Origin of the sequence: Streptomyces sp. NPDC051207, assembly GCF_040682395.1 — a bacterium.
In the GTDB taxonomy this organism is placed as follows: Bacteria; Actinomycetota; Actinomycetes; order Streptomycetales; family Streptomycetaceae; genus Streptomyces.
In genome coordinates, this window is the sequence record NZ_JBFBAX010000041.1 from 13,700 (window position 1) to 28,358 (window position 14,659).

12 protein-coding genes are annotated in these 14,659 nt (G+C 71.9%); 11 read left to right on the forward strand and 1 reads right to left on the reverse strand.

Annotated features, from left to right (window positions below):
• The first annotated feature begins 23 nt into the window (after positions 1 to 23).
• The 8 genes from AB0M97_RS27970 (at position 24) to AB0M97_RS28005 (ending at position 8,456) form a co-directional block, all read left to right on the forward strand.
• On the forward strand, positions 24 to 941 hold the full coding sequence (locus AB0M97_RS27970) for a LysR family transcriptional regulator (RefSeq protein ID WP_365963754.1): 918 nt from the start codon (positions 24 to 26) through the stop codon (positions 939 to 941).
• Between the two features lie 314 nt (positions 942 to 1,255).
• Positions 1,256 to 2,584, forward strand: coding sequence for an extracellular solute-binding protein (locus AB0M97_RS27975; protein ID WP_365963776.1), 1,329 nt, complete (start codon positions 1,256 to 1,258; stop codon positions 2,582 to 2,584).
• Complete coding sequence (locus AB0M97_RS27980; protein ID WP_365963755.1) at positions 2,581 to 3,459, forward strand: sugar ABC transporter permease; 879 nt, start codon at positions 2,581 to 2,583, stop codon at positions 3,457 to 3,459. Before AB0M97_RS27975 ends, AB0M97_RS27980 begins: the two co-directional genes overlap by 4 nt.
• Before the next feature lie 5 nt (positions 3,460 to 3,464).
• Positions 3,465 to 4,304 carry a carbohydrate ABC transporter permease gene (locus tag AB0M97_RS27985; protein WP_365963756.1) on the forward strand — a complete coding sequence of 280 codons (840 nt, stop codon included), beginning with the start codon at positions 3,465 to 3,467 and terminating at the stop codon, positions 4,302 to 4,304.
• 128 nt (positions 4,305 to 4,432) lie between these two features.
• On the forward strand, positions 4,433 to 5,137 hold the full coding sequence (locus AB0M97_RS27990) for an XRE family transcriptional regulator (RefSeq protein WP_365963757.1): 705 nt from the start codon (positions 4,433 to 4,435) through the stop codon (positions 5,135 to 5,137).
• Between the two features lie 220 nt (positions 5,138 to 5,357).
• Positions 5,358 to 6,158, forward strand: coding sequence for a serine/threonine protein kinase (locus AB0M97_RS27995; protein WP_365963758.1), 801 nt, complete (start codon positions 5,358 to 5,360; stop codon positions 6,156 to 6,158).
• On the forward strand, positions 6,155 to 7,738 hold the full coding sequence (locus AB0M97_RS28000) for a serine/threonine-protein kinase (protein ID WP_365963759.1): 1,584 nt from the start codon (positions 6,155 to 6,157) through the stop codon (positions 7,736 to 7,738). The genes AB0M97_RS27995 and AB0M97_RS28000 overlap by 4 nt, the downstream gene beginning before the upstream one ends.
• Positions 7,739 to 8,003: 265 nt before the next feature.
• A complete protein-coding gene (locus AB0M97_RS28005; protein ID WP_365963760.1) occupies positions 8,004 to 8,456 on the forward strand; it encodes a hypothetical protein in 453 nt (150 codons plus the stop codon).
• A gap of 66 nt (positions 8,457 to 8,522) precedes the next feature.
• On the opposite strand, the gene AB0M97_RS28010 is transcribed toward AB0M97_RS28005, so the two are convergent.
• Complete coding sequence (locus AB0M97_RS28010) at positions 8,523 to 9,548, reverse strand: ATP-dependent 6-phosphofructokinase (protein WP_365963761.1); 1,026 nt, start codon at positions 9,546 to 9,548, stop codon at positions 8,523 to 8,525.
• A gap of 214 nt (positions 9,549 to 9,762) precedes the next feature.
• Between AB0M97_RS28010 and pta the strand changes: the two genes are divergently transcribed.
• The 3 genes from pta (at position 9,763) to pyk (ending at position 14,637) form a co-directional block, all read left to right on the forward strand.
• Complete coding sequence (gene pta, locus AB0M97_RS28015) at positions 9,763 to 11,865, forward strand: phosphate acetyltransferase (RefSeq protein ID WP_365963762.1); 2,103 nt, start codon at positions 9,763 to 9,765, stop codon at positions 11,863 to 11,865.
• Positions 11,862 to 13,136 carry an acetate kinase gene (locus AB0M97_RS28020; RefSeq protein ID WP_365963763.1) on the forward strand — a complete coding sequence of 425 codons (1,275 nt, stop codon included), beginning with the start codon at positions 11,862 to 11,864 and terminating at the stop codon, positions 13,134 to 13,136. The genes pta and AB0M97_RS28020 overlap by 4 nt, the downstream gene beginning before the upstream one ends.
• Before the next feature lie 73 nt (positions 13,137 to 13,209).
• Entirely contained in the window at positions 13,210 to 14,637 is a 1,428-nt protein-coding gene (gene pyk / locus AB0M97_RS28025; RefSeq protein WP_365963764.1) for a pyruvate kinase, read from the forward strand.
• Positions 14,638 to 14,659 lie beyond the last annotated feature (22 nt).

Genomic DNA, 14,659 nt, shown 5'->3' on the forward strand with positions numbered 1-14,659 from the left:
ACACCCCGGACGGGGGGCCGGTGATGGACGTCGACACCAGGGTGCTGCGCTACTACCTGGCCGTGGCCGAGCACCTGAGCTTCACCCGGGCCGCCGAGCAGCTGTACGTGTCCCAGCCGTCGCTGAGCCGTCAGATCCAGCGGCTGGAGGAGGACCTGGGCACCCGGCTGTTCGAACGGACCAGCCGGGCGGTGCGGCTCACCGCGGCCGGGGAGGCGCTGCTGCCCTCGGCCCGGCAGATGGTGGCCGACTGGACGCGCGCGACCCGGGACGTCCGCACCACGGCCGCCGCCGGCAGCCGCCTGCTGCGGATGGCGTTCGTGGCGACCGGCGCGGGCGCCTTCGGCAGGCGGGTCCGTGGCCGCTACGCCGCCCGCCACCCGGACGTCACGCTCGAGCCCAAGCGGTTCGACTGGGGCGGGGAGGCCGAGGCGCTGCGGCAGGGGCTGGCCGACGTGGCCTTCGTCTGGCTTCCCACGGACCTGTCCGGGCTGCGCACCGAGGTCGTCGCCGAGGAGCCGCGGTGGGTGGCCGTGGCCCGCACGCACGCGCTGGCCGACCGGGCGGACGTCGGCATACTGGAGGTGGCCGACGAACCGGTGATGTGGACCCGCAAGGCACCCCCGGAGTGGGTCGACTGGTGGGCCGTGAACCCCCGGCCGGACGGGTCGGCGCCCCGGTGGGGGCCGGAGAACGACAACGTCGAGGAGATGCTCGAACACGTCGCCACCGGCTCGGCGATCTGCTTCGGCACCGAGTCGATGGCGAGTTACTACGCGCACCCGGACCTGGTGTGGCGCCGGGTCAGGGACGTCGAGCCGCTGCGGATCGCGGTGGCGTGGCCGGCCGAGAAGCCCAGTCCGCTGGTACGGGACTTCCTCGCCACGGTCCGGGAGCTCGCCGGGGAGGACGGGACGGGGACCGGGGCCCGGTCCCACTGAGGTGCGGACCGGTTGCCGTGCGGTGCGGTTGACATCCGAGCCGGTCGCTCGCCTCCGTCGGCCGCACACCCCGCGTGCGCCCCTGTCCGCACGGGCCGTAGCTCCCGCCCCCGCGATCCGAATGCCGCCCGCGCATTGACCTGACTAGACCACTCCTCTTACGTTCACCACGCAGCCGTCCCGGCCACAGCGTCGTGAGCCCGTAGGAGGTCGTGCCCGTGCGCCCCACCGCCGCCCGCCCCCGCTCAACCGCCCCGACCGCCCGCCGTACCGCCCCGGCCGTCCGCCGTACCGCCCTCCTCGTCGCCGTCACCCTGCTCCCGGCCGGCCTCCTCACCGCCTGCGGTGGTGGCTCCGGGAGTGATGCGGACACGGTCAAGGTGTCCTACAAGCAGTCGACGGACAATTCCGTCAAGGTGATGGACACCTACCTCGCCGCCATCAAGCAGCAGTTCGAGAGCGAACACCCGGGGAAAAAGGTCGAGTTCGTGCCGATCAAGGCGCCGGACTCGGAGTACTACACCAAGCTCCAGCAGATGCTCCGCTCCCCGAAAACCGCGCCGGACCTCGTCTACGAGGACACCTTCCTCATCAACTCCGACATCACCAGCGGGTATCTGAGGCCCCTCGATCCCTACCTCGCCCAGTGGAAGGACTGGGACCGCTTCATCGACACGGCCAAGGCCGCCGCCAAGGGCGAGGACGGCAAGACGTACGGCGTGCCGGACGGCACCGACACCCGCGGGCTCTGGTTCAGCAAGGACGTCTTCGCCGAGGCCGGTCTGCCCGCCGACTGGCAGCCGAAGGACTGGGACGACATCCTCGCCGCCGCCCGCACCATCAAGGAGAAGGTCCCCGGCGTCGTCCCGCTGAACGTCTACACCGGCAAGCCCGCCGGCGAGGCCGCCACCATGCAGGGCTTCCAGATGCTGCTGTACGGCACGAACGACGGCACCTCCGACCCCCTCTACGACAAGGGGAGCAAGAAGTGGATCGCGGGCAGCCAAGCCTTCAAGGACTCCCTTGGCTTCGTTGAGACCGTCTACCGGGAGAAGCTCGGGCCCGACGTCTCCGACGCCCTCGATCCCCACTTCAGCACCAAGGTCCGCGGGGAACTCCTCCCGCAGGGCAAGCTCGGCATCAACCTGGACGGCTCGTGGCTGCCGCAGGACTGGCTGCCCGGCAGCGGGCACGAGTGGCCCGAGTGGTCGCAGGAGCTGGGGCTCGCCCACATGCCCACGCAGCACGGGCAGGCGCCCGGCAGGGTGAGCATGTCCGGCGGCTGGACCTGGGCCATCCCCACCAAGGCGGGCAACCCCGACCTCGCCTTCGAGTTCGTCAAGACGATGCAGACCAAGGCCAACGCCAAGAAGTGGTACATCGCCAACTCCGGCATCGCCGTCCGCGAGGACGTCGCGAACGACCCCTCCTACGTGAACGCCCAGCCCGGCACGAAGTTCTTCACCGATCTCGTCCCGTACACCCACTACCGGCCCGCCTACCCGGCGTATCCGAAGGTGTCCACCGCCATCCAGGAGGCGATGGAGGGCGTGACGACCGGTGACCTGTCGGTCGAGGAGGCGGCCCGCGGCTACGACGAGGCCCTCGAGGACGCCACCGACCACCAGGTCGTCCAGAGGTGAGCGACGCGCTGCCCCGTGCGCGCCGTTCCCTGCTGCGCGCCCTGCCCCTCTCCCCCGCCGTCGCCCTTCTCCTCCTCTTCCTGGCCGGCCCGATCGCCTACTGCGTGGTCATCGCCTTCACCGACCTCCAGCTGACCGGGCAGGCCGAGGAGTCGTTCGTCGGGTTCGACAACTTCCGGCGGGCCTTCCGGGACGACGCGTTCCGCAACGCCGTATGGCTCACGCTCGTGTTCACGGTCATCTCCTCCCTCGTCGGGCAGAACACCCTCGGCCTCGCGCTCGCCACGCTCATGCAGCGGGCGTCGAAGCCGGTGCGCACCCTGACCGGGGGCATCGTGATCACGGCGTGGGTGCTGCCGGAGGTCGTCGCCGGGTTCCTCCTCTACGCCTTCTTCCGGCGCGAGGGCACCCTCAACGCCGTCCTGGACCAGCTGCACCTGCCGTCCCAGAACTGGCTGTTCACGCTGCCGATCCTGGCGGTGTCCTTCGCCAACGTCTGGCGCGGCACCGCCTTCTCCATGCTCGTCTACTCCGCCGCCCTCAACGAGATCCCCCAGGAGGTCACGGAGGCGGCCGAGGTGGACGGCGCGGGCGGCTGGCGCCGCATGTGGCACGTCACGCTGCCGATGATCCGCCGTTCCATCGGCACGAATCTGATGCTCAACACCCTCCAGACGCTCTCCGTCTTCGGCCTGATCTGGGTGATGACCCGGGGCGGCCCGAGCGGCAGGAGCCAGACGCTGCCGCTGTTCATGTACGAACAGGCCTTCCAGAACAGTCTGATCGGCTACGGAACGGCCGTCGCGCTGCTGCTGTTGCTGATCGGCTCGCTGTTCTCGGTCGTGTATCTGCGCCTGCTGCGGACGGAGGTCTGACGCTCATGGCCCGTACACTCGCCGCTCGCCGCACCGCGCGCCGTCTGGCCGCCGACGCGGGGCTGCTGGCCGTCGCCGCGGCGTTCGCGCTGCCGCTGCTGTGGGTGGTGCTGTCGGCGGTGGACCCGCGTGCCGGCCTCAGGGTGAAGGCGCCGGACGGTGTCACGCCGGACCACTTCGACGCGATCCTCACCGCCGAGATCACGTTCACGCCCCTGATGAACAGCCTGCTGCTGTGCGGCGGCGCGACCCTGCTGACGGTGGTGTGCGCGGCGCTGGCGGCGTACCCGCTGTCCCGGTTCCGCTCCCGCCTCAACCGGCCGTTCCTGCTGACGATCCTCTTCGCGACCAGCCTGCCGATCACGGCGATCATGGTGCCGGTGTACGCCCTGTTCGTCCGGGTGAACCTCATCGACACGATGCACGGCACCATCTTCTTCTTCGCCGCCTCCCAACTCCCCTTCGCCATCTGGCTGATGAAGAACTTCATGGACGGGGTGCCGAAGGAGCTGGAGGAGGCCGCCTGGACGGACGGGGCGTCGTCGTGGCAGTCGCTGCTGCGGATCGTGCTGCCGCTGATGGGGCCCGGGGTGTCGGTCGTGACGGTGTTCTCGTTCGTGATGATGTGGGGGAACTTCTTCGTCCCGTTCATGCTGCTGCTCACCCCGGACCGGATGCCGGCGTCCGTGAGCATCAACGAGTTCTTCGGCAACCGCGGCATGGTGGCGTACGGGCAGCTCGCCGCGTTCTCGATCGTCTACTCGACGCCGGTGATCCTGCTGTACGTGCTGATCGCGCGGCGCCTGGGCGGCGGCTTCGCGCTGGGCGGCGCGGTCAAGGGGTGAGGCGCCCCGCACGGCGGCCGGGGGACGGCGCCCGTACGTTCCTGACAGCGTCCGTATGTTCCTACAATCGGTGATCCTGTCCGAACAGACCGTAGTCAACTCGCCGGCAGGCCCCTAGCTTGTGCCCCGTGCACCAACCCTCCGCCCGGCCGAACCAGCCCCCCGTCCCGCCGTTCGACCCCCTCGCCGCCCGCCGTCTGCGCGCCGCCCTCGGCATGAGCCCCGAGCACGTCGCCCACGACCTGCGCGCCTCGTACGGCCTGCCGTACGCCACGCCCCATCTCGTCATCGCCTGGGAACGCGGGACCACCGCGCCGACCGGTGCGGAGCTGAGCGCGCTCGCGGGCGTGCTGTGGTGCTCGCCCGGTGAACTCATCGGCCGACCGCGCACCTTGCGCGAGCACCGCGTCGCCCGCGGAATCGCCCCGGACGACGTGGCCCGTACGGTCGGTCTCGACCTGCCCGCCTACCTGCGCATGGAGGAGACCGGCGCGTGGCGCGGCACCGAACGGCAGTCGGCCCTGCTCGCCCAGGCCCTCGGCCTGACCGTGCCCGACTTCGTCACCGTCACGGGCCGCGAGCCGCGCCTGGCGGAGCTGCTGCGCAGTGCGGCGACGACACGCTGGCAGGCGTACGTGCGCCCGGTGTCGCGGCTGGTGCCCCTGGACCGGGGCGTGCTGGAGGCGGCCCTGCGGGAACTCCACGAGGCGTACCAGGGGCACATGGCCGCCACCCTGAGCTGGGGCGGCGGCGGCAAGGACTCCAGCGACGGCGGCCGGGACTTCCTGGACCGGATCGTGGCGAACTTCTGGACCGCGGCCCAGATCGGCTGACCGCGCGGGGCCGGCCGCACCCACCTCGGCCGATCCAGCGGCCGATTGCACCCCCCTCGGCCGACCCCGCGGCCCGCCGCGACCACGCCGGCTATTCACCCCCATCGGCCCGCCGCACCCACGCCGGCTGATCACCCCCAGCGGCCGGCCTCCCCGGCCGGACACCGGCAGGCGCCCGTCCCCGCCTACAATCCTGGCGTCCACACGGGGGAGTCGGAACATGGAAACAATCATCGTTCAGTTGCCGGACGGCGGCGTGCCGTCGGCGGGGGACGGGCCGGGCAGGCCCGAGTTGCTGCACCTGGGGCCCGGGGACGTCGTCGACTTCGGGCGCGGTCTGCCCGGCGGGGGCGGCGTGGGGATCGTCCTGACCGATCCCGGTGTCTCGCGCCGGGCGGGGCAGCTGGAGGCGGCCGGCGACTACTGGCGGCTGTCCAATTTCAGCCGCAGCGTGTCGTACGTCGTGGAGAACCTGGAGGGCGCCGGTGAGTACGTCACCGTGTCACCGGGACGCCTGGGCGCACCCGTGCCGTTCGAGTTCTCCCGGGTCCTGCTGCCCGCCCTGACGGGGAACGCCGCCTTCAAGGTGTTCGCGCCGCAGCACGCCTACCTCGGCGAGCAGCCCGGGGACGGCTCCGGTGAGCAGACCGTGCACCCCTTCGCCCTGGATCCGGCGGCGAAGTACTTCCTGGTGCTGGTGGCGCTGTGCGAGCCGCTGCTGCGCGACCCCTCGGACACGGCGCTGCCCGGCGTCGGGGACATCGTGGAGCGGCTGCGTCCGCTGGAGCCCTGCCGGGATCTGACGCGCTCGGCGGTGAACTACCACATCGACTACCTGGCGTTCGCCAAGCTGCGCCTCGACGTGGGTGACGAGCAGGCGTCCGACGGCGCCCGCACCGGGGCCAAGCGCGCCCGGCTGGCGTCCCTGGCACTGCGTTTCGGCCTGGTCCGTGAGGAACATCTGGCCCTGCTGCCGCCCCGCGGGGCCGGGCGCCCGGTACCGCAGGAGGCCCGCGCATGACACCGCCCGACGCCCACGAGCCCAACCAGGCCAACCAGGCCAACCAGGCCGACGGCACCCACGACGCCCCGGGCGCGGCACGGCCGCACCGCCTGCCCGTGGGCCTGCGCATCGACCGCTGGGAGGTCGGCGAGGTCATCGGCTCCGGCGGCTGGGGCACCGTGTACGAGGCCCGTACGGTCGAGGACGGTTCCCCCGTCGCGGTCAAGGTGCTGCCGACCGGTGCCCTGGCCCCCGGGCAGCGCGCCGCGCTCGGTGAACTCGTCGCGCGGGAGGTGCGGTTCAGCTCCCGCGCCGACCACCCCCACCTAGTGCGCACGCGTGCCGTGTGCACCGTCGACGTGCCGGAGCTGCCCGCGCTGGACGGCGCGATCGCGCTGGTCATGGACCGGGCCGAGGCCAGCGTGAAGGACGCGCTCGACGCCGCCGACACCGGCCGGCCGATCGCCGGGGCGGACCGGATCCTGCACGGCGTCGCGGCCGGGCTGGCCCACATGCACGGCGCCGGGTGGGTGCACGGCGACCTCAAGCCCGCCAACGTCCTGCTGGGCGCCGGGGGCGAGGTGTGGCTGGCGGACTTCGGGCTGGCCACGGAACTCGACGGCAGCCACGCCCACCTGCCGCCGCTGGGCACCCTGGACCACCTGCCGCCCGAGTGGTGGTCCCAGCGCACCGGCACCGACGGCTCGGTGATCCGGCCCACCGCCGACATCTGGGCCTTCGGCATCCTCGCCCACCAGGTGCTGACCGGGGGCCTGCACCCCTTCCCGGGCGCGACAGCGCGGGCCCGCTCGCTCGCCGCCCAGGCCTACGCGCGCGGCACGGCACCGCTGCGGCTGGACGCCCGGCTCGACGAGGGCTGGCGCGGGCTGATCGCCGACTGCCTGGCCCCGGACCACGCCTCCCGCCTCCCGGTCACCGCCGAGAGCCTCGCGGACCGCGTCGGACAGTCGGCGGGCGGGAAACGGCGCCGTCCCGGGCGGCGGGTTCCGGCCGTCGCCGCCGCGCTGGTGGGCCTGACCGCCGCGGCCCTCGCGGGAACGGCATGGCTCTGGGAGCGGGACGATCCGGAGAGCGGCGACCGGGGCCGCCCCGCGCCCACCCGCGCCGCCGCCCCGGGTGGGATCCCCGCCGGCTCCGACGTGCCGAAGGCACTGCGCCCGGTCATCACCAGGGCCGCCAGCCGCTGCACCGACGAGGAGATCACGCCCGCGCTGCTCGCCGCGATGCTCAAGGCGGAGAGCGGCTTCGACGCCGGGGCCGCCCGCCCGGAGAGCGACGAGTACGGCATCGCCATGTGGACGCCGTCGGTGTTCCGCGCCTGGGCCGTGGACGGCGACGGCGACGGCGACAAGGACCACATGTCGCCGCCGGACGCGATCGCCACGATGAGCGTGTACGTGTGCTGGCTCGACCAGCGCTTCAAGGAGGCCGGGCTGCCGAAGGAGGACCTGCCCGCGCTGGTCGCGGCCGGCTACCGCACCAGCGACCGCGCCGTCATCGAGGAGGGCGGGGTGCCCGCACGCGTGCGCCCGCACGTCGACACGGTGCTGCGCCACCTCGCGGAGTACGAGCGGTGAGCCGGTCCCCCGCACGGGCCCACCGGTCGCGTCCGGCCGCCGGGGAGCCGGCTGCCCGTTACGTCGGCTGCCACTGGGCGCGGGCCGGGCGGTCGCGGCAGATGTCAGGGCGCGGGCGCCCGGCGGCCCGACCCTGACATCTGTCAGGTGCCGCGCGGGCGGTGACGCCGCCTACGGTCGGCGCAGCGCGGAACGGCGCTCGGGCCGCGACCGGCCCCGCGCCGCCGTGCATCGCCGACAGACGAAGACCGATGAAAGAGGGCTCATGAGCCGTCGTTCGCTCAAGACCGTGCTGGCCGCGTCGGGCGCCGCCGCCGTCATGGCACTCACGCCGACCGCCGCCCAGGCCGCCTCGTACTCGGGCGGCAACTACGGGGCCTACGGCATGGAGGGCCTGTACCCCACCCACTCCTCCTGCGCGGGCACCTTCCGGCAGATCGGCAGTACCGTGTTCGCCGGGACCATGGCGCTGAAGTACTTCTACTCCGACAGCTGCGGGTCCTTCGCCCGGATCGAGAACTCCCGGCCCGGTTGCGTCGCCGTGCTCCAGCGTTCGAACGACGGCGTCGGGCGTGTCGACGGCTGGGTCTCCGAGTCCGTCGACCCCGGCATCACCTACGCGTACACGAAGCTGGGCAACAACCTGCACGGCCGTGTCTCGCGCGCGCTCATCTCGTGCGACGGCCACGACCTGGCCCGGCCGACGTCCTGGTACTGAGCCGCGGCACGGCATGAGATGCGGGCGGGCCGGAACACCGGCCCGCCCGCCCGCGTTTGCCGGCGCCTAGAAGACCGACTCGGCCTCGTCCATCCGGTCCTTCGGGACCGTCTTCAGCTCGGTCACGGCCTCCGCGAGCGGCACCATCACGATGTCCGTGCCGCGCAGCGCGGTCATCATGCCGAACTCGCCGCGGTGCGCGGCCTCCACGGCGTGCCAGCCGAACCGGGTGGCGAGCACCCTGTCGTACGCGGTCGGCGTGCCGCCGCGCTGCACATGGCCGAGGATGACCGGCTTGGCCTCCTTGCCCAGGCGCCGCTCCAGTTCGTGGGCGAGGGCGGTGCCGATGCCCTGGAAGCGCTCGTGGCCGAACTGGTCGATCTCGCCCTTGCCGTAGTCCATGCTGCCCTCGACGGGGTGGGCGCCCTCGGCGACGCAGATCACCGCGAACTTCTTGCCGCGCGAGAAGCGCTCCTCGACCATCTTCACCAGGTCGGCCGGGGCGAAGGGCCGCTCGGGCAGGCAGATGCCGTGCGCGCCGGCGGCCATGCCGGACTCCAGGGCGATCCAGCCGGCGTGCCGGCCCATGACCTCGACGACCATCACGCGCTGGTGGGACTCGGCGGTCGTCTTCAGGCGGTCCATCGCCTCGGTGGCGACGCCGACGGCGGTGTCGAAGCCGAAGGTGCGGTCGGTGGAGGAGATGTCGTTGTCGATCGTCTTCGGCACGCCGACCACGGGCAGGCCCGCGTCGCTGAGCATGCGCGCGGCGGTCAGGGTGCCCTCGCCGCCGATCGGGATCAGCGCGTCGATGCCGAAGTCCCGGGCGACGTCCGGGGCGTTCTCGCAGGCCTCGCGGAGCCGGTCGCGCTCCAGGCGGGAGGAGCCGAGGATGGTGCCGCCGCGGGCCAGGATGCCGCTGACCGCGTTGAGGTCGAGGGGGCGGAAGCGGCCGTCCAGGAGCCCGGCGTACCCGTCCTCGAAGCCGATGACCTCGTCGCCGTAGTTGTCCACCGCTCGGTGCACGACCGACCGGATCACTGCGTTCAGGCCGGGGCAGTCGCCGCCTGCGGTGAGAACTCCGATGCGCATCGTGCTGTGTCTCCTGCTCGCTGTGGATACCGGTGAGCCACTGCCGATTCTTCCACGTCCCACAGGGCGGTGCCGACAGCCCACTGACGGGCGCCTTACCCACCGCCGGAGGTATTGTCAAGAGGGTTCAGCTCACCTCGGTGGGCGATTTTTATGACGGCGACGATTTTCATGGACCGCGACCGACTGTGACGGCGAAGAACGGAGAGCGCACGTGACGCGCAGCGTGTACGTGACCGGAATCGACCGCGGCGACGGCCGCCAGGTCGTCGAGCTGGGGGTCATGGAGCTGCTGACCCGGCGGGTGGACCGGGTGGGCGTCTTCCGCCCGCTCGTCCACGACGGCCCCGACCGCCTCTTCGAGCTGCTGCGCGCCCGTTACCGCCTCTCCCAGGACCCGGCGACCGTCTACGGCCTGGATTACCACGAGGCGTCCACCCTCCAGGCCGAGCAGGGCACCGACGAGCTGGTGGCCGCGCTGGTGGAGCGGTTCCACCTGGTGACCCGCGACTACGACGTCGTCCTCGTCCTCGGCACCGACTTCGCCGACACGCAGTTCCCGGACGAGCTGTCCCTCAACGCCCGCCTCGCCAACGAGTTCGGCGCCTCCGTGATCCCGGTGGTCGGCGGCCGCAAGCAGTCCGCCGAGTCCGTGCTCGCCGAGACCCGCAACGCGTTCCGCGCCTACGACACCCTCGGCTGCGACGTCCTGGCGATGGTCACCAACCGGGTGGCCCGCGAGCACCGCGACGAGATCGCCGGGCGGCTCGCCGACCGGCTGCCGGTGCCGTGTTACGTCCTGCCCGACGAGCCCGCCCTGTCCGCGCCGACGGTCGCCCAGATCGCGCACACGCTGGGGGCGAAGGTGCTGCTCGGCGACGAGTCGGGCCTGGCGCGCGACGCCCTGGACTTCGTGTTCGGCGGGGCGATGCTGCCGAACTTCCTGGGCGCCCTGACCCCGGGCTGCCTGGTCGTCACCCCGGGCGACCGCGCGGACCTGGTGGTCGGCACGCTCGCCGCGCACAGCGCCGGAACCCCGCCGATAGCCGGCGTGCTGCTCACCCTGGGCGAGGTGCCCAACGACCGCATCCTCACGCTGGCCGGGCGGCTCGCCCCGGGCACGCCGGTGATCTCGGTGCCCGGCAACAGCTTCCCGACCGCCGAGCAGCTGTTCTCGCTGGAGGGCAAGCTGAACGCCGCGACCCCGCGCAAGGCGGAGACCGCGCTCGGCCTGTTCGAGCGGTACGTCGACAGCGGTGAGCTGCTGGAGCGGGTCTCGGCGCCGAGCAGCGACCGGGTGACGCCGATGATGTTCGAGCACAAGCTGCTGGAGCAAGCGCGCGCGGACCGGCGCCGGGTCGTCCTGCCGGAGGGCACCGAGGAGCGCGTGCTGCACGCGGCCGAGGTGCTGATGCGCCGGGGGGTGTGCGACCTGACGCTGCTCGGGCCGGTCGACGCGATCCGCAAGAAGGCCGCCGACCTCGGCATCGACCTCGGTGACGCGCAGCTGATCGACCCGGCCGTCTCCGCGCTGCGCGACTCCTTCGCCGAGAAGTACGCCGCCCTGCGCGCCCACCGGGGCGTCACCCTGGAGCTGGCGTACGACGTGGTCAGCGACGTGAACTACTTCGGCACGCTGATGGTGCAGGAGGGCCTGGCCGACGGCATGGTGTCGGGCTCGGTGCACTCCACGGCGGCGACGATCCGCCCGGCCTTCGAGATCATCAAGACCACGCCGGAGGCGTCGATCGTGTCGTCGGTGTTCTTCATGTGCCTGTCCGACAAGGTCCTCGTCTACGGCGACTGCGCCGTGAACCCCGACCCGGACGCCGAGCAGCTCGCCGACATCGCCATCCAGTCGGCCGCGACGGCCGCCCAGTTCGGCGTGGAGCCGCGCATCGCGATGCTGTCGTACTCCACCGGCACCTCCGGATCGGGCGCGGACGTCGACAAGGTGCGCCGGGCGACCGAGGCCGTGCGCGCGCGGCGGCCCGACCTGAGCGTCGAGGGGCCCATCCAGTACGACGCCGCCGTCGAGCCGACCGTCGCCGCGACGAAGCTGCCCGGGTCGGAGGTGGCCGGGCAGGCGAGCGTGCTGATCTTCCCCGACCTCAACACCGGCAACAACACCTACAAGGCCGTGCAGCGCTCGGCCGGCGCGATCGCCGTCGGGCCGGTCCTGCAGGGCCTGCGCAAGCCGGTCAACGACCTGTCCCGGGGCGCCCTCGTCCAGGACATCGTCACCACCGTCGCCATCACGGCGATCCAGGCCCAGACCCTGGCCCAGGGCCCGACCGGGAAGGCGACCGCCCAGTGACCTCCCACCCGTCACCCACCACCGGCCCGGCCGACGAGCCGCGCTCGGCCCCCGCTTCGCGCGTCCTCGTCCTCAACTCCGGCTCCTCCTCCGTGAAGTACCAGCTGCTCGACATGCGCGACAGCAGCCGGCTCGCCGTGGGCCTGGTCGAGCGGATCGGCGAGGAGACCTCGCGTCTGAGGCACACCCCGGTCGCGGACGGCAGGACCCGTGAGCGGACCGCCGCCGTCCCCGATCACGACGCCGCGCTGAAGGCCGTCGCCGCCGAGCTGGCCGGGGACGGCTTCGGGCTCGACTCGCCGGAACTGGCCGCGATCGGGCACCGGGTGGTGCACGGCGGGCAGCGGTTCACCGAGCCGACGGTGATCGACGACGCCGTGCTCGCCGAGATCGAGCGGCTGATCCCGGTGGCGCCGCTGCACAACCCGGCCAACCTGACCGGCATCCGCACCGCGCGGGCGCTGCGCCCGGACCTGCCGCAGGTCGCCGTGTTCGACACCGCGTTCCACACGACGATGCCGGAGTACGCCGCCCGCTACGCGATCGACGTGGAGACCGCCGACGTGCACCGCATCCGCCGCTACGGCTTCCACGGCACCTCGCACGCGTACGTGTCCCGCGCGACCGCGGAGCTGCTGGGGCGGGCGCCGCAGGACGTGAACGTGATCGTGCTGCACCTCGGCAACGGGGCGTCGGCCTCCGCCGTGCGGGGCGGGCGGTGCGTGGAGACCTCCATGGGCCTGACGCCCTTGGAGGGGCTCGTGATGGGTACGCGCTCCGGTGACATGGACCCGGCCGTCATCTTCCATTTGATGCGCGTTGGCGAAATGTCCGCCGACGAGATCGACAATCTGCTCAACAAGAAGAGCGGGCTGGTCGGGCTGTGCGGCGACAACGACATGCGGGAGATCCGCCGCCGGATCGACGAGGGCGACGAGCGGGCGAAGCTGGCGTTCGACATCTACATTCACCGGCTGAAGAAGTACATCGGTGCCTATTACGCGGTGCTCGGACGGGTGGACGCGGTCGCCTTCACGGCCGGGGTCGGTGAGAACGCGGCGCCGGTGCGGGAAGCTGCCGTGGCGGGCCTGGAGGAGCTGGGGCTCGTGGTGGACGGCGAGCTGAACGCGGTGCGCTCGGACCGGCCGCGGCTGATCTCGCCGGAGTTCGCGCGGGTCGCCGTGGCCGTGGTGCCGACGGACGAGGAATTGGAGATTGCGACACAGACGTACGCACTGGTCGAAAAGAACAGCCGAGGAATACACGCCTGAGCGCGAACCCGCCCATTTGTACTTTCCGCCAGACGGAATATTCCGTAGCGAAACAAACCGATAGGATCGCCCCATGCGCCGTTCGAAAATCGTCTGTACTCTCGGCCCCGCGGTCGACTCCCACGAGCAGCTCGTCGCGCTGATCGAAGCCGGTATGAATGTGGCCCGCTTCAACTTCAGCCACGGCACGCACGCCGAGCACCAGGGGCGGTACGACCGGGTCCGTGCCGCCGCCAAGGAGACCGGCCGGGCCATCGGTGTCCTCGCCGACCTGCAGGGCCCGAAGATCCGGCTGGAGACCTTCGCCGAGGGCCCGGTCGAGCTGGTGCGCGGTGACGAGTTCACCATCACCACCGAGGACGTCCCCGGCGACCGCTCGATCTGCGGCACCACCTACAAGGGCCTGCCCGGCGACGTGAGCAAGGGCGACCAGATCCTCATCAACGACGGCAACGTCGAGCTGAGGGTCACCGAGGTCGAGGGCCCGCGGGTGAAGACGATCGTCATCGAGGGCGGCGTCATCTCCGACCACAAGGGCATCAACCTGCCGGGCACCGCCGTGAACGTCCCGGCGCTGTCCGAGAAGGACATCGACGACCTGCGGTTCGCGCTGCGGATGGGCTGCGACCTGGTCGCCCTGTCCTTCGTGCGCGACGCCCGCGACGTGCACGACGTGCACCGCGTCATGGACGAGGAGGGGCGCCGCGTCCCCGTCATCGCCAAGGTGGAGAAGCCGCAGGCGGTGGAGAACATGGAGGACGTCGTGATGGCGTTCGACGGCGTGATGGTCGCGCGCGGCGACCTGGCCGTCGAGTACCCGCTCGAGAAGGTCCCCATGGTGCAGAAGCGCCTGATCGAGCTGTGCCGGCGCAACGCCAAGCCGGTGATCGTGGCGACCCAGATGATGGAGTCGATGATCACCAACTCCCGTCCGACCCGCGCCGAGGCCTCCGACGTGGCCAACGCGATCCTGGACGGCGCCGACGCGGTGATGCTGTCGGCCGAGTCGAGCGTGGGCGCGTACCCGATCGAGACGGTCAAGACGATGTCGAAGATCGTCCAGGCGGCCGAGGAGGAACTGCTGTCCAAGGGCCTGCAGCCGCTGGTGCCGGGCAAGAAGCCGCGTACGCAGGGCGGTTCGGTCGCGCGTGCCGCGTGCGAGATCGCCGACTTCCTCGGCGGCCGGGGCCTGGTGGCCTTCACCCAGTCCGGTGACACCGCGCGCCGGCTGTGCCGCTACCGCGCCGCGCAGCCCATCATCGCGTTCACCACGGACGAGGGCACCCGCAACCAGCTGGCGCTCAGCTGGGGCGTGGAGCCGCACGTGGTGCCGTTCGTGAACAGCACGGACGAGATGGTCGACCTGGTGGACCAGGAGATGGTCAAGCTGGGCCGGTTCAACGAGGGCGAGATCGTGGTGATCACGGCCGGTTCCCCGCCCGGCGTCCCCGGCACCACCAACATGGTCCGCGTTCACCACCTGGGCGTCGGCAAGGGCTGACCCGCCCGGTTTCGAACGGCGT